Origin of the sequence: Blautia parvula, assembly GCF_020215665.1 — a bacterium.
In the GTDB taxonomy this organism is placed as follows: domain Bacteria; phylum Bacillota; class Clostridia; order Lachnospirales; family Lachnospiraceae; genus Blautia; species Blautia celeris.
The window spans coordinates 4,360,221-4,376,675 of sequence record NZ_CP084061.1; the positions used below are offsets into that span (position 1 = coordinate 4,360,221).

11 protein-coding genes are annotated in these 16,455 nt (G+C 47.4%); 10 read left to right on the forward strand and 1 reads right to left on the reverse strand.

Annotation, left to right across the window (positions count from 1 at the left end):
• Positions 1–84: 84 nt before the first annotated feature.
• The 5 genes from LC508_RS20215 (at position 85) to LC508_RS20235 (ending at position 9,064) form a co-directional block, all read left to right on the forward strand.
• Positions 85–1,086: an Rpn family recombination-promoting nuclease/putative transposase gene (locus tag LC508_RS20215; protein WP_225305239.1), complete on the forward strand. Its 1,002-nt coding sequence runs from the start codon at positions 85–87 to the stop codon at positions 1,084–1,086.
• Between the two features lie 92 nt (positions 1,087–1,178).
• Positions 1,179–1,379 carry a hypothetical protein gene (locus LC508_RS20220; RefSeq protein WP_103732046.1) on the forward strand — a complete coding sequence of 67 codons (201 nt, stop codon included), beginning with the start codon at positions 1,179–1,181 and terminating at the stop codon, positions 1,377–1,379.
• Positions 1,380–1,416: 37 nt separating this feature from the next.
• On the forward strand, positions 1,417–3,048 hold the full coding sequence (locus tag LC508_RS20225) for a CTP synthase (RefSeq protein ID WP_103732045.1): 1,632 nt from the start codon (positions 1,417–1,419) through the stop codon (positions 3,046–3,048).
• Complete coding sequence (gene gltB / locus LC508_RS20230) at positions 3,035–7,576, forward strand: glutamate synthase large subunit (RefSeq protein ID WP_103732044.1); 4,542 nt, start codon at positions 3,035–3,037, stop codon at positions 7,574–7,576. Before LC508_RS20225 ends, gltB begins: the two co-directional genes overlap by 14 nt.
• A 3-nt stretch (positions 7,577–7,579) precedes the next feature.
• The gene (locus LC508_RS20235) at positions 7,580–9,064 is read left to right on the forward strand and encodes a glutamate synthase subunit beta (RefSeq protein ID WP_033140690.1); all 1,485 of its coding nucleotides are present in this window, start codon (positions 7,580–7,582) and stop codon (positions 9,062–9,064) included.
• Positions 9,065–9,213: 149 nt separating this feature from the next.
• On the opposite strand, the gene LC508_RS20240 is transcribed toward LC508_RS20235, so the two are convergent.
• The gene (locus LC508_RS20240) at positions 9,214–10,479 is read right to left on the reverse strand and encodes a uroporphyrinogen decarboxylase family protein (protein ID WP_103732043.1); all 1,266 of its coding nucleotides are present in this window, start codon (positions 10,477–10,479) and stop codon (positions 9,214–9,216) included.
• 210 nt (positions 10,480–10,689) lie between these two features.
• On the opposite strand from LC508_RS20240, the gene recQ reads away from it, so the two are divergent.
• The 5 genes from recQ (at position 10,690) to LC508_RS20265 (ending at position 16,452) form a co-directional block, all read left to right on the forward strand.
• Positions 10,690–13,008, forward strand: coding sequence for a DNA helicase RecQ (gene recQ, locus LC508_RS20245; protein WP_103732042.1), 2,319 nt, complete (start codon positions 10,690–10,692; stop codon positions 13,006–13,008).
• A gap of 349 nt (positions 13,009–13,357) precedes the next feature.
• On the forward strand, positions 13,358–13,813 hold the full coding sequence (locus LC508_RS20250) for a prepilin-type N-terminal cleavage/methylation domain-containing protein (protein WP_118593830.1): 456 nt from the start codon (positions 13,358–13,360) through the stop codon (positions 13,811–13,813).
• 30 nt (positions 13,814–13,843) lie between these two features.
• Positions 13,844–14,290: a hypothetical protein gene (locus tag LC508_RS20255; RefSeq protein WP_147396158.1), complete on the forward strand. Its 447-nt coding sequence runs from the start codon at positions 13,844–13,846 to the stop codon at positions 14,288–14,290.
• Between the two features lie 167 nt (positions 14,291–14,457).
• Positions 14,458–15,237 carry a prepilin peptidase gene (locus LC508_RS20260; RefSeq protein WP_033140687.1) on the forward strand — a complete coding sequence of 260 codons (780 nt, stop codon included), beginning with the start codon at positions 14,458–14,460 and terminating at the stop codon, positions 15,235–15,237.
• Positions 15,238–15,252: 15 nt separating this feature from the next.
• On the forward strand, positions 15,253–16,452 hold the full coding sequence (locus LC508_RS20265) for a type II secretion system F family protein (RefSeq protein ID WP_033140686.1): 1,200 nt from the start codon (positions 15,253–15,255) through the stop codon (positions 16,450–16,452).
• The last annotated feature ends 3 nt before the right edge of the window (positions 16,453–16,455 follow it).

A 16,455-nucleotide genomic window follows, 5' to 3' on the forward strand; every position in this document is an offset into this window, starting at 1 on the left:
TTTTAGTTTATATTATTGGTATAGGATACAGATATCCTGTGGTCTGGTGGTCTGCCTTTTACTTTTTGTCCGGGGAGGAGGTCTATGAAAGGAATTGTACTGACAGCCATGGATGACGAGATCTATGAGGTACTGTCGGATAACGAAATCTTTGCAGATTTATTTAATGGTGCCTTGTTTGGGGGAAATCAGATTATCAGGCCGGATATGCTGGAGCAGGAAAACGAAAAGAAAGTTATGCGTGTAGGAAAGGAAGGCGGAAGGCGGGTAATACTCAGACGAATTCGGGATGTGCAGAAACTGTCCGGACTTCGGGAGAGCTGCCTGGCAGTTGTATTGGCCGCAGAAGGGCAGAGGAATGTACATTATGCCATGCCGGTCCGCTGTATGCTCTATGATGCAATGGATTATACAAGGCAGGTAGAGCGTATGGTAAAAAAGAGAAGAGAGGAGGGAAAGCTGGAAAAGGGAGCAGAGTATCTATCCGGAATGAAGAGGGAAGACAGGCTGCTGCCGGTGATCACGATTGTATTTTATTATGGGGAGGAACAGAGCTGGGATGGGCCGCTGTGTCTTCATGATATGCTGGATATTCCGCCGGAGCTGGAACCGTGGGCAGCGTGTATCCAGGATTACCGGGTTAACCTGGTATGCAGCGGTACGGTGGAGAGCAGTCATTTCAGGACCGGACTTCGGGAGGTCTTTGAACTGCTTCCGCTTCTGAAGGATAAAGAAGGGATGAAAAAATTCCTGGAGACCAGAAAAAGGGAGTTCATGCATCTGGATGCAAAAAAAGGCTGGCTGGTGTCAAAGTTTCTGAATGTTCCTGCTTTGAAGGATTTAAAAGAAAATGAGAAGGGAGAGGTTAATATGTGTACTGCAATTGAGGAGATGCTGGAGGAAAGAGAAACGCAGGGAATTGAGAGGGGAATTGAGAGGGGTATTGAGCAGGGAGAAATACGAGTGAATCAGTTGATTGAAGTATTGCTGCGGCAGTCAGAACGGGATGAGGCTTATAAGCAAATCAAGAGGGCTGTTACGGATTGGGATTATCAGAAGAAGCTGTTTGATAAATATGGGATATAGGAGGATTTATATCCGGACCCACACGGGATGTATGTCAAAAGGCATCTGTAAAATGAGAGGGGGCTGCAGAAAAGTCCTCCGGAGACCCTCTGATGAAAAAAAATAATTTGGGGATTTACAAACGCGGAGAAATGAGATATAGTAATTCCATAATTTTTGCAGTGTTTCATTTGAAGCAGGCAGAAAGGAATGGAAGAAGTAAAAAGCATATTGGAAAAATAACGACAATGGCGTCGGTAAACCTTATATATCAAGGTTACCGGCGCCTTTTTGATGTGTGGAAAATGTTGTAATTATTCCATAAGTCAGGCAACGCAGGAGGAAAATGTGATGGCAGTAAAGTATGTATTTGTTACAGGCGGCGTGGTGTCGGGATTGGGAAAGGGGATTACAGCGGCGTCACTTGGGCGGCTTTTAAAGGCCAGAGGATATCAGGTGACCATGCAGAAATTTGATCCCTACATCAATGTGGACCCCGGTACTATGAATCCGATCCAGCATGGGGAGGTTTTCGTAACAGATGATGGGACAGAAACGGATCTGGACCTGGGACATTATGAACGGTTTATAGATGAAAGTCTGGATAAGAACTCCAATGTGACCACGGGTAAGATATACTGGTCGGTTCTGCATAAGGAACGCCACGGAGATTACGGCGGCGGGACAGTGCAGGTGATTCCTCATATTACCAATGAGATAAAGGGATGCTTCTATCGAGCTAAGACACCGGATGAAGAGAGAATCGCTATCATTGAGGTGGGAGGAACGGCAGGTGATATTGAGAGCCAGCCTTTTTTGGAGGCAATCCGGCAGTTCCAGCATGATGTGGGACATGAGAACGCGGTTTTGATCCATGTTACCCTGATTCCCTATTTGAAGGCTTCCGGGGAGCTGAAGACAAAACCTACCCAGGCAAGCGTGAAGGAGCTTCAGGGTATGGGACTGCAGCCGGATATTCTGGTGTGCCGGTCAGAATACCCTATTTCCCGGGAAATCAAAGATAAAATTGCGCTGTTCTGTAATGTACCGGGAAGTCATGTACTGCAGAACCTGGATGTGGAATATCTCTATGAAGCACCTCTGGCAATGGAAAAAGAAAATCTGGCTCAGGTGGTTTGTGAATGTCTGCGCCTGCCCTGCCCTGAACCTGATCTGGATGACTGGAAAGCCATGGTTGAAGACCTGCGGCATCCGAATACAGAGGTTGAGATAGCCATTGCAGGTAAATATATACAGCTTCATGACGCCTATTTAAGTGTTGCGGAGGCGTTAAAGCACGGTGGTATCGCAGGGCATGCCAGCGTGAAGATCCGTTGGGTGGATTCTGAAGATATCACGGAGAACAGTTGTGAAGAACTGCTGGGCGGTGTGGATGGAATCCTGGTTCCGGGGGGTTTTGGAACCAGGGGGACAGAAGGAAAAATACTGACAGTGAAATATGCCAGAGAGAACAAGATTCCCTTTTTGGGAATCTGTCTGGGAATGCAGACCGCGATCATTGAATTTGCCAGAAATGTGCTCGGTTATCATGATGCCAACAGCATGGAGCTGAATCCTGATACCCTGCATCCGGTCATTGCGCTCATGCCGGAACAAAACGGAGTGGAGGACCTGGGCGGGACCCTGAGACTTGGGTCTTACCCCTGCAGGCTGAAAAAAGGAACGAAATCCTATTCCCTTTATGGGAAGGAGGAAATCACAGAACGCCACAGACACCGCTATGAGGTAAACAATGACTACAGGGAGAGGCTGGAGGAGAAGGGAATGACATTGGCAGGCCTTTCACCTGACGGAAGGATCGTGGAGATGATTGAGATCACGGACCATCCATTTTTTATCGGAACACAGGGACACCCCGAATTAAAATCCAGACCGAATCATGCGCATCCCCTTTTTGCGGGACTTGTGTGTGCGGCTGTTGAATATAAGAAAGCAGAGGGATTTGACTATGAGAAAAGATGAAGGACTGTATCGGCAGCAATTTGAACACGACAACTGCGGTATCGGAGCCGTAGTGAACAGCAAAGGCGTTAAGAGCCACAAAACAGTGGAAAATGCATTGAAGATTGTGGAAAACCTGGAGCACAGGGCAGGAAAGGACGCAGAGGGAAAGACCGGTGACGGCGTCGGTATTCTGCTTCAGATTTCTCACAAATTCTTTGAAAAAGCCTGCAAAAAAGAGGGGATTGCGATTGGAGGAGAACGGGAATACGGAATTGCCATGCTGTTCTTCCCCCAGGATGAACTGAAATGCAACCAGGCAAAGAAAATGTTTGAGATCATTGTGGAGAAGGAGGGGCTGGAGTTTCTGGGATACCGCAAAGTGCCTGTATGTTCCCGGGTCCTGGGTCACAAGGCACTGGAGTGCATGCCGAATATAGTGCAGGCATTTATTAAAAAACCGGATCATGTGGAGAAAGGGCTTCCTTTTGACAGAAAACTATATATTGCCCGCCGTGTGTTTGAGCAGAGCAATGACAATACATACGTGGTGTCCATGTCCAGCAGGACCATTGTGTATAAGGGCATGTTTCTGGTAAATCAGCTTCGCACATTTTTCTCGGATCTGCAGGATACGGATTACGAATCAGCCATTGCCATGGTGCATTCACGTTTCAGTACCAATACTAACCCGAGCTGGGAGCGGGCACATCCGAACCGGTTTATTGTGCATAACGGGGAGATTAATACAATCCGCGGAAATGCTGATAAAATGCTGGCAAGAGAGGAGACCATGGCGTCAGATTATCTGAAGAATCAGCTCCACAAGGTGCTTCCGGTGGTGGACACCAGAGGATCTGACTCTGCCATGCTGGATAATACACTGGAATTTCTTGTGATGAACGGCATGGATCTGCCGCTGGCAGTCATGGTGGCTATTCCTGAACCCTGGGCTAACAATAATACGCTTTCCCGGGAGAGAAGGGATTTTTACCAGTATTATGCCACCATGATGGAGCCGTGGGACGGTCCGGCTTCTATCCTCTTTTCCGATGGCGATGTGATGGGCGCCGTTCTTGACAGAAACGGGCTTCGCCCGTCCAGATATTATATTACAAAAAACGGGGATGTTATTCTCTCCTCAGAGGTGGGGGTCATGCCTGTGCCGGAGGAGGAGATCGTACTGAAGGAACGTCTGCATCCCGGCAAAATTCTGCTGGTCGATACGAGAAAAGGACAGATTTTCAGCGATGATGAAATAAAGGAGATTTACGCAAAAAAACAACCTTACGGTGAGTGGCTGGACAGTAACCTGGTGGAACTGCACGACCTGAAGATTCCCAACATCCGGGTGGAGGAGTATGATGGGGAAGAGCTCACCAGAATGCAGAAGGCATTTGGATATACTTATGAGGACTACAGAAAATCTATTTACAGCATGGCCCTGAATGGTTCTGAGGGGATCGCGGCAATGGGAACAGATACACCACTTGCTGTGCTCTCGCAGAAGCATCAGCCTCTGTTTAACTATTTCAAACAATTGTTTGCACAGGTGACAAATCCGCCGATTGACGCTATTCGTGAAGAAATTGTCACCAGCACCACCGTATATGTGGGAAAAGACGGAAACCTGCTGAAGGAGCAGCCGGAAAACTGCCAGGTATTGAAGGTTAACAATCCGATTCTGACCAATACAGATATGCTGAAGATCAAAAACATGAAGGTGGACGGCTTCAAGGTAGCAGTGGTGCCGATCACGTATTATAAAAGCACCCGTCTGGACAGAGCCATTGACAGGCTGTTTGTGGAGGTGGATAAGGCGTACAAGGATGGTGCCAATATACTGGTTCTCTCCGACAGAGGAATTGATGAGAATCATATGCCGATTCCGTCACTTCTGGCAGTCTCCGCAGTGCATCAGTATCTGGTAAAGACAAAGAAGAGAACGTCCCTTGCCATTATTCTGGAATCCGGTGAGCCGAGAGAGGTGCATCATTTCGCAGCACTTCTGGGGTATGGAGCATGTGCGGTCAACCCCTATCTGGCACAGGATACCATAAAGGAGCTGATCAATGATAAGCTTCTGGATAAAGATTATTATGCGGCTGTGGATGACTATAACAATGCCATTCTGCATGGGATTGTCAAGATCGCTTCCAAGATGGGTATTTCCACCATTCAGTCTTATCAGGGATCTAAGATATTTGAGGCGATTGGTATATCAGAGGAAGTGATCGGGAAGTATTTTGCAGGGACTGTGAGCCGCGTGGGCGGAATCACGCTGAAGGATATTGCAGATGATGTGGAGGTGCGCCATTCCAAAGCGTTTGACCCGCTGGGACTGCCAACGAATCTGGAGCTGGAGAGCATGGGAATCCATAAGATGAGGAGTGAGGGGGAGAAGCACCGCTATGATCCCCAGACCATCCATATGCTGCAGGAATCCACAAAACGCGGTGATTACGAAATGTTCAGACAGTATACGGAACTGGTAGACAGGGAACAGAGCGGATATCTGCGGAGTCTGATGGACTTTCGGTATCCGGAAAAGGGAATTCCCCTTGAGGAAGTGGAAAGTGTTGACGATATCGTAAAACGCTTTAAGACAGGTGCAATGTCCTATGGATCTATTTCCGAAGAGGCACATGAGACTCTTGCTGTTGCCATGAATATGCTGCATGGCAAATCCAACACCGGTGAGGGCGGAGAGAGTGATGAGCGTCTGGACAGTGCGGGAAGTGCTGTGGACCGCTGTTCCGCGATCAAACAGGTGGCATCCGGGCGTTTTGGCGTTACCAGCCGTTATCTGGTAAGTGCAAAGGAGATTCAGATTAAAATGGCGCAGGGAGCAAAGCCCGGCGAGGGAGGACACCTGCCTGCAAGGAAAGTCTATCCCTGGATTGCAAAGACAAGGCATTCCACGCCCGGCGTAAGCCTTATCTCTCCCCCGCCGCATCATGATATCTATTCCATTGAGGATCTGGCAGAGCTTATCTATGACTTGAAAAATGCCAATAAATATGCCAGGATATCCGTGAAACTGGTGTCTGAGGCAGGTGTGGGAACCGTGGCAGCAGGTGTGGCAAAAGCCGGTGCGCAGGTGGTCCTGATCTCCGGATACGACGGTGGCACCGGAGCAGCGCCGCAGAGTTCTATCCATAATGCAGGGCTTCCCTGGGAGCTTGGTCTTGCTGAGACTCATCAGACACTTCTTAAAAACGGGCTTCGCAGCCGGGTTGTGATCGAGACGGACGGCAAGCTGATGAGCGGTCGTGATGTGGCAGTGGCAGCACTGCTGGGCGCGGAGGAGTTTGGATTTGCAACTGCCCCCCTGGTGACCATGGGATGTGTCATGATGCGTGTCTGCAATCTGGATACATGCCCTGTCGGTGTGGCTACACAGAACCCGGAGCTGAGGAAACGTTTTAAGGGCAGACCGGAATACGTGGTAAACTTTATGCGTTTTATAGCAGAGGAACTGCGGGAGTACATGGCAAAACTGGGTGTCCGTACACTGGATGAAATGGTAGGACGCACGGACCTGCTGAAAGTGAAGGAGAATGCCGAGAATCCAAAGGCTTCTCAAATTGATTTAAGTGCAATTTTGAATAATCCGTATATGAAAAAAGGCGCAAAGGTCACATTTGATCCGGCACAGGTGTATGACTTTAAGCTGGAAGAGACAAAGGATGAAAAGGTGCTGCTGAAAAAGCTGGGAAAAGCGGTTGAGAAAGGTGAGAAAGCCGGTGTGGAGATCCAGGTGACCAACACGGACAGGGCATTTGGAACTATTCTGGGTGCGGAGATCACAAGGCAGCATAAGGACGGACTTCCCGAGGATACCATAACTGTTTCCTGTAATGGAGCCGGAGGGCAGAGCTTTGGAGCATTTATTCCAAAAGGACTTACCCTGACGCTGTGCGGGGACTGTAATGACTACATGGGCAAGGGTCTGTCCGGTGGAAAAATTGTACTGTATCCGCCGAAAAAAAGAAACTATAAGGCAGATGAAAATATTATTACCGGTAATGTTGCACTCTATGGGGCGACCAGCGGAACTGCTTATATCGGCGGTGTGGCAGGGGAACGTTTTGCGGTCCGAAACTCAGGCGCCTGTGCTGTAGTAGAGGGCGTGGGAGAGCACGGCTGTGAATATATGACCGGTGGACGTGTGGTCGTGCTGGGAAAAACGGGCAAGAACTTTGCTGCAGGAATGAGCGGTGGTATTGCCTATGTGCTGGACGAGAAAAATGATCTGTACAAAAATTTGAATAAAGAAATGATTTCCATTGAAAAGGTGGAGACAAAGCCGGATATTCAGGAGCTGCACCATATGATCAAAGCTCATGTGGAGGCTACCGGCTCCGGGAAGGGACAGGAAGTGCTGGCGCATTTTCAGGAGTATCTGCCTAAATTCAAAAAGATCATTCCGGATGACTATAAAAAGATGACCACTCTGGCTGCGAGAATGGAAGAGCAGGGTATGTCGCCGGAACAGGCAAAACTGGAAGCGTTTAACGAGAATTTTAGTCAGAAAGGGGCAGAGTAAGTCATGGGAAAGCCTACAGGATTTTTAGAATATAACAGAGAAAATGCCCGGATGGAGGAGCCAAAAGAGAGGATTAAGCATTTCAGAGAATTTAAAAAATATCTGTCCAGAGAAGAACAGCAGAAACAGGGGGCGCGCTGCATGGAGTGCGGCATTCCCTTCTGTCAGTCAGGTGCTATATTGGGAGGTATGGCTTCCGGGTGTCCGCTGCACAATATGGTGCCTGAGACAAATGATCTGGTATATACGGGAAACTGGGAACAGGCATATCTGCGCCTTTCAAAAACACATAGTTTTCCGGAATTTACGTCCAGAGTATGCCCTGCGCTGTGTGAGGCTGCATGCACCTGTAACCTCAACGGGGAGCCTGTGGGGACTAAGGAAAATGAACACGCCATCATTGAGACGGCATATGAAATGGGATGGGTAAAGCCACAAATTCCAAAAGTGAGGACAGGAAAAAAGGTGGCTGTCATCGGAAGCGGGCCCTCGGGTCTGGCGGCTGCGCAGCAGCTCAACCGGAGAGGACATCAGGTGACTGTGTTTGAAAGGAACGACAGAATCGGAGGGCTGCTGCGCTACGGCATTCCGAACATGAAGCTGGATAAGTCTGTAATTGACAGAAGAGTGAGGCTGATGGAGGAAGAGGGCGTTGTCTTCAAAACGGGCGTGGATGCAGGGAAGGATATTAAGGCGTCCGAGCTGCAAAAAGAGTATGACAGGGTTGTGCTCTGCTGCGGGGCTTCCAACCCCAGGGATATAAAAGTTCCGGGAAGAGATGCGGGTAATATTTATTTTGCGGTGGATTTTCTTACTTCCGTGACAAAGAGTCTGCTGGATTCTGATTTAAGGGATAATAAGTTTATATCTGCAAAGGGAAAACATGTGCTGGTGATCGGCGGCGGCGACACGGGAAATGACTGCGTGGGAACAGCCATCCGTCTGGGTGCCAAATCTGTGACACAGCTTGAAATGATGCCAAAGGCGCCTGATACAAGGGCTGACAGCAATCCCTGGCCCCAGTGGCCCCGCGTCTGTAAGACGGATTACGGACAGCAGGAGGCGATCGCTGTGTTCGGGCATGACCCCAGGATATATCAGACAACAGTGACGGAGTTCCTTAAGGATGAAAAAGGGGATGTGCAGAAGGCTGTGACCGTTAAGCTGGAGAGTAAGAGAGATGAGAAGACAGGCCGCATGAATATGGTTCCTGTTAAGGGGACAGAGGAGGTAATCGAGGCACAGCTTGTCCTGATCGCAGCGGGATTTCTAGGGAGCCAGAAGTATGTGACGGAAGCCTTTCGCGTGTCTGTGAACGAGAGGAGCAATGTGGCCACAAAGCCGGGCGAGTATGAGACCAGTATACCCGGTATATTCACTGCGGGGGATATGCACAGGGGGCAGTCCCTGGTCGTCTGGGCTATCCGGGAAGGACGGAAGGCAGCGGAGGCAGTGGATGCCTCGCTGATGGGGTATTCTAATCTGTAGATAGTATGTAAATGATTTTGTGAAACGCCGCACCGGGAACGGCAGTATACCCGGTGCGGCATTATATTTCTGCAGACTGCTGATTTTCTCATTTTTTTATTGTATCAGTGGGCCTGCTGTGTTATGATAAATGCATCTGAAAGGATGTTTTACTTCTTGCCGTAGGTAAGTACGGTGTCATACATCGCTTCTATATTTTCGCGTTTCGCATTGTCAATACTTCCATTTGTATCAAAAATATACCCGCCGCCTGGGGCACAGGTGTCTATGAGTGATTTGCAGGCGTCAATGACCTGTTGCCTGGTTCCGTGTTCCAGCAGATAAATGGACATGTTGCCGGAGATGCATGCTGTGCTGCCCAGAACCTTTTTCGCCTGTGCCATATCCACACTCTCAAAGTGATAAATAACCTTGCCGGCCGGAACGTCCGCAAGCTGTTCCAGGCGGCTGTTGTATTTTCCTTCTGTGTAGATAAAAGGCGTGACACCCATATCTATGAGGGCGAGCATGATTTTTTTCAGCGGATTCCAGTAAAGTTTTTCATATTGTTTGGGGCTCATGAATCCGTCCATGCCTTTGTGGAGCGGGAAGAAGACACGTTTTACAGGGAGAGAAGCAGTTTTAAAATACCCGTAGGAGGCTATCTGTATGTCTGCCAGCATATCACAGGCCTTTTCTATCATGTCCGGGCATTCAATCTGGTCCGTGAGCGCTCCCAGGGTTCCCCTGTAATAATCCCCGATAATATCAAAGGGAGCTTCCCCGACTCCTGTCATCATAGGAGGGATTCCCATGGCTGCAATCCGGGCTGAGAGGGCATTGCTGGCCGCAGCAGCTTTTGCATCCTCTTCCCCAATCTTCGCCAGAATGGAAAACGCCTCCTGTACATCCGGGGAATAGAAGGAAGCCAGGGGTGTGGTGCTCAGTACAATGGAAGGAACAAAGTGAATGCCGGAAAGGCCCTTCAGATTGGGAAACGCGCGCGGGATGTATTTGCGCAGGGTAAATCCCATAAAATCATTGATAAACTCCGGATATTCATCCTGAGACATATATTCGTGTTCGATCACCTGATGGGTGGAAAAGTCAGGCACTCTTGTTCCGGGCCTTCCGGGCCAGTCAATCATGGTGGAACCGGCAAGTTCGTTGGACCTGCCGCTGGTGAATGCCAGGTGGATGTCTGCATCGGGCTGGAAATCCTGATAGAAGCGGAGGATACACTGAGATGCTTTTTCGTAGTCATACATGCTGTCACGGAAGGTGCCGCCATAGAGGAAATAGGGAAGTGCGCTGTTGAAGGGGGCGAATGGAACCCTGTCACCTTCCTGCAGTGCAATGGCATCGTCTACCCTTTTGATACGTTCCCGGAACAAGTTCTGAGGGTTTTGTGATGATGAGGGTGTTTCATTAGTCATAGAGACTCCTTTCCCACATTTTATCTGCTTTTTGTGGAAAACCATGTCCATTTGGCAGTAGAATGTGTATAAACAGGTTCCGTGCAAAGTTTATAACTTTATTATAATAAATTGTATGGAAAAGTAAATGGAAACAGGCGTTTTTGCTTGCATTTTTATCGGCTGAATGATATGGTTTGCGGGCATGTACAGATAACAGGAGGATACAGTATGGATAAATATCAGATACTGAAAAAATATTTTGGTTACGATACATTTCGGGAGGGGCAGGAGCCGTTGATCGACAGTATTTTGTCCGGAAGGGACGTACTTGGGATATTGCCGACAGGTGCCGGAAAATCACTCATATATCAGATCCCGGCTATGCTTATGGATGGCATTACGTTGGTGATCTCGCCTCTGATCTCTTTAATGAAGGACCAGGTGGGGTCTCTGAATCAGGCGGGGATTCATGCGGCCTTTCTGAATAGTTCACTGACAACTGGCCAGTATTATAAGGCACTTGAGCTTGCCAGGCAGGGGAGATATCCCATTATTTATGTGGCACCGGAGAGGCTGGTGACAGAGGAATTTCTGGATTTTGCCCTTCATGCAAAGATAGCTATGGTGGCTGTTGATGAGGCGCACTGCGTTTCCCAGTGGGGGCAGGATTTTCGACCAAGTTATCTGAAGATCGTAGAGTTTATTAAGAAACTGCCCAAAAGGCCGGTGGTGAGTGCCTTTACTGCTACAGCCACCAGGGAGGTGCGGGATGATATTATGGATATTCTGCTGCTGGAAAATCCGGAGGTTCTGACCACGGGATTTGACAGGCCAAACCTGTATTTTGGAGTGCAGTCTCCGAAGGATAAGTATGGAGTGCTGAAAAATTATCTGGAGATGCATCCGGGAGAATGCGGCATTGTGTACTGTCTCACCAGAAAAGGGGTGGAGGAGGTGTGCGGGAAACTTAAGGAAGATGGATTTTCCGTTACACGGTACCATGCAGGCCTTGGGGACGCGGAGAGAAAGAAGAACCAGGACGATTTTATATATGACAGGTATCAGATCATTGTGGCGACAAACGCGTTTGGTATGGGAATTGACAAGTCCAACGTGAGATTTGTAGTGCATTACAATATGCCGAAGAACATGGAGAGCTATTATCAGGAGGCAGGACGTGCCGGGCGTGACGGGGAGCCGGCGGAATGCATTTTACTCTATGGGGGACAGGATGTTGTGACAAACCAGCTCTTTATTGACAACAGCCAGGAGAACCAGGAGCTGGACCCGGTGGCCCGGGAGCTGGTGGCAGAGCGGGACAGGGAGAGGCTTCGTAAAATGACATATTATTGTTTTACCAATGAGTGTCTCCGGGATTACATACTGCGGTATTTTGGGGAGTATGGGGAAAATTACTGTGGGAACTGCTCCAATTGTCTGAGCCAGTTTGAGTCCGTGGATGTGACGGAGATTGCCAGAGCGCTTGTTGGATGTGTGAAAAGCAGCAGGCAGAGATATGGGGTAAACGTTATTATTGACACTGTACACGGTGCGAATACGGCAAAAATCAGGAATTACAGGATGAATGAAAATCCCAATTACGGGGAACTGGCAAAAGTGCCGTCATATAAATTGAGACAGGTTATAAATTATCTGCTGCTGAATGAGTTCCTCACGGTTACCAATGATGAGTATGCGATCGTGAAGCTGACGGCAAAATCGGAAGAGGTTCTGGGTGATGAGGCGCAGATCACTATGAAAATGGCAAAGGAACAGGAGCATCAGGCAAAGGAGAAGAAGGAGAAAAAGAGCAGAAAAGGAATTGCAGCCGGGCTTGCCGGAGCTGATTTTACCGAGGCAGACGAACAGCTCTTCGAGGTGCTGCGCAGTCTTAGGATGGAGATAGCAAGGGAGGAGAAGGTGCCGCCTTATATTGTCTTCTCTGACAAAACATTGACGCATATGTGTATTGTAAAACCAAGAACCAGGAGTGCAATGCTGACGGTTACCGGCGTTGGAGAATTTAAATATGAAAAGTACGGGGAGCGTTTTGTGGCATGTATCAGGGAGCATGTGCCGGATGACGGCGAAAATGAAGATGTGACAGGGGCAGGAATTGTTGGAGAGGAAGCGGGAATCTTTATAGAAAATGGTATGAATGATGAGGGGAAAGGTACTGGGAAAAATAAGGGGAAGGCAAAAGGAAAACAGGAATTTTCTCTGACAAAAGATATGGAGCAGGCGTTTCCGTTTGCCGATAAGATGACACTCAGCGAGCTGGTTGCTAAGTTGAATGAACTGCGTGATGAAAGCACCATGAAGCGTCTGACAAATAAGGCAGTGCAGCAGAAGCTGCTGGATGAAGGATATCTGGAGACATTTGGATTCCGGGGGATTCCCATGCAGCGTGCTTCTGAGAAAGGAAAAGAAACCGGGATCACTGCCGAGAGACGTGTAAGTGAAAAGGGAAATGAATATGATGTGCTGTATTATTCTGCGGAGGCACAGAAAACATTGCTGGAGATGATAAAGAATGGGTTAAAGTAAGGGGTAAAAATACGTCTTTTGTGAGTGGTTAGGGAATTTAATTAAGTTTGTTTAACCTCTTTCGCAAACAAATGACATGAAAGTATAAGAAATAAAGTGAATATTACAAATTTGCAAAAATTAAGAAATAATTAATTTGATTGTTAATGGTTTTGTTGACAAAAGTAGTCAAAAATTATATAATAAATTAATGCAGAAGTTCAGGTAATTGCGGCATATAAGCAGCATTTAACACAATATATATAGTACAGCCAGTTAATGCAGTTTTGCTGTTTTATCCGCGGATTTCACCCATAGTAAGGTGCAAGGTATGTGGGTGGCAAATAAAAAAAGATGGAGGGATTCACGGATGTTGAAAAGGTTGAGAGAAAATCGAAAGAGTAAAAAGGGTTTTACTCTGGTGGAATTGATTGTTGTTATTGTTATTATTTTAATTTTAGCAGCGGTTATGGTGCCAAGTGTAATTAAGTATGTAGATAAAGCTAATAAGGCAAATACAAAAGAAGAAGCAGCTTCCACCTTAATTGAAGTACAAGCAAAAGTAGCAGATTTTTATGCCGGTAATGACATAAGTAAGACGGATGCAATAGATTCATTTAAGACTACTGGTGGGGTTACTGTCACTAGAAATGATACAATGATTGCTGCTGTTGCTACAGGAGGTAAAACAGCAGTTTATCAAATTGCTATAGCGGCAGATACAACAACAGGCGCAGATGTTGGTGATGTGACAAAATTTTCATATCAAGATGGTAAACATTTTGTTACATGGACTATTGCTGGTGGTTGGGCAGATGTAAAGTAAATAATATAATAGGAGGTTTCATAAACTAAAATGTATATAGATTATGAAACACTCACCCAAAAAATAAAATTCCGCAGACTACTAAAGATTTCCCTTCTAACGCTCCTAATCAGCATAGCTGTTCTTGCACCAGCGCTATGGTATTGGGAACAATCGATTCAAATGCGGTCTGCATTTAGAAGCGCCAAAAATGTGCTCCTGAACACAGAATTGCTCTCCATCCAATATAGTGGTTTGGAGGAGCCGCTTTTAGACAGTTCCCGTGAAAGCGGTATGTCAAAGGAAGCGGAAGAGGAAGTGAAGAGTTATTCCGGAGTGGAAGGTGAGATTCATCTCATCTCCTGGGATAAGGCCAAATGCCGTGTGCTGAGCATGACATATCAGGAGGGAAAGTATTTAGTTATCTACGAAGCAGATGACAAGGATTCCGGAACATGGACAATTTACCGGAAGACCCGACAATATGAAAATCAATAACAGGAGGGGATTTCGTTTGGTATAAACCAGGTGAAATCCCTTTTTGTCATTTACAGGCACACAGGCGCGATTTTGTTCGGAATTGTCTTTTTAGGAGGATGAATATTGATGTACAATAAAAATAACTTCGTCCTTCTAAAAAAATAATTTGGAACAAAGAGGCTGATATGGATGTATATAATAGTTATCCGGCAATGATTGCTGTAGTGATATTCTTTATGGGAACCTGCATATTTTCTTTTCTGAACGTGATCATCTACCGTGTTCCCAGAAAAATGGATTTTGTCAAAGGACATTCCTTCTGTCCTTCCTGCCGTCACCAGTTGGGGGCTTTGGATCTGATTCCTCTGTTCAGTTATATTTTCCTGGGCGGAAAGTGCCGTTACTGTAAGAAGAAAATAGGTGCCAGGGATACGCTCATTGAACTGTTCGGCGGCGCGGCGGCCCTGTTCTGCGGCTGGTATTATAAGGAAAAACCGGCTGCCGGATTGACCGTGTTCCTGTTTTTCTGTATTCTGACTGTAGTAACATTTATGGATATGGACACCATGGAAATAGAGGACGGGTGCTGGATTGCCGTATACATACTGGCAGCGGCAGCCTGTTTTACAATGCCGGAAACATCTCTTATCTCAAGGCTTATAGGAATTGTCTGTGTAAGTGTCCCCATGCTTCTTCTGACTTTAGCCATACCGGGAGCTTTCGGCGGCGGAGATATGAAGCTGATGGGTGCCTGCGGTGCGTTTCTGGGGTGGAAGATCACACTGATATCCACAGTGCTGGCTGTATTGGCCGGTGGAATATGGGGAATCTGGCTTCTGATAGGTAAGAAAAAGGACAGGAAGGACCATTTTGCATTCGGCCCGTTTCTGTGTATGGGAATGGCTGTGGGAGTTTTGTATGGGGAACAGATTATTTCCTGGTATCTTGGATTTTTAATTCTGTAAATGGGAGGCCGCGTTATGGCACAATACAAATATAAGGCAAGAACTTTAGAGGGCAAGGTAATAAAAGGTATCATGACCGTGGCGGATGACACGGAGCTTCAGCAGAAGCTGCATGAGCAGGATGCCTTTCTGCTGTCCGCCAAAGCTGTTAAGAGTTCAAAGGGGATGCGGCAGTTTAAGCCAAAGGTTCTGGCGGATTTCTCCAGACAGATGGGGACTCTGATTGCGTCCGGTGTTACTCTGGTCAGGGCTTTGAATATTATGGCGAACGGCGAATCCGTAAAGCCGAAGGAGAGAGGCGTCTATGAGGATATCCTCAGACAGATTCGCCAGGGTATTGCCCTTTCCGATGCTATGGAGGCACAAAACGGGGCATTTCCGCCTCTGATGATATATATGTATCGTTCCGCAGAGACCAGCGGTAATCTGGATAAAGTCTCCATGCAGATGGCGGAGCACTACGAGAAAAGCCACAAGCTCAACGCCAAGATTTCCAGCTCCATGACATACCCCAAAATACTGGGGGTTATGGTGGTGGCAGTTGTTCTGATCTTGACCAAATTCGTTCTGCCCCAATTTGCAGAGCTGTTCGCCCAGATGGATGAACTTCCCTTATCCACCAGGATACTGATGGGATTCAGTGACCTTCTGCAGGAACACTGGATTCTGGTATTGATAGCTGTGATCCTCCTGGTGGTCGGAGTCAGAGCGCTGATGCTCATTCCGAAAGTGCGTATGAAATGGCATAGATTCAAGCTCTGGGTGCCTCTGTTCGGAAAGCTGCAGAAGACAATCTGTACGTCCAGATTTGCCAGAACTTTAAGTTCCCTGTATTCCGCAGGTATCCCTATTGTATCGGCACTGCAGATTGCCAGAAAGACAATCGGAAATGATTACATAGATGCCCAGTTCGACCAGGTGATCCCCTTTGTGCGGGCAGGAAATAATCTGAGTGACGGCCTGGACCTGATTGATGGATTTGTAAGAAAATTATCGGATTCCATAAGAGTGGGTGAGGAGACAGGAAGCCTGGATTCCATGCTTTCCTTTACTGCGGATTCCATGGAATACGATGCAGATATGGCTATAAGCAAAATGGTCTCTTATGTGGAGCCCATCATGCTCCTGATCATGGGTGTAGTTGTGGCATTTGTTATGGTTTCCGTATTCAGTGCCCTTTACGGTTCTTATGACTCCATTGCAGGCATGTCTTAGAAA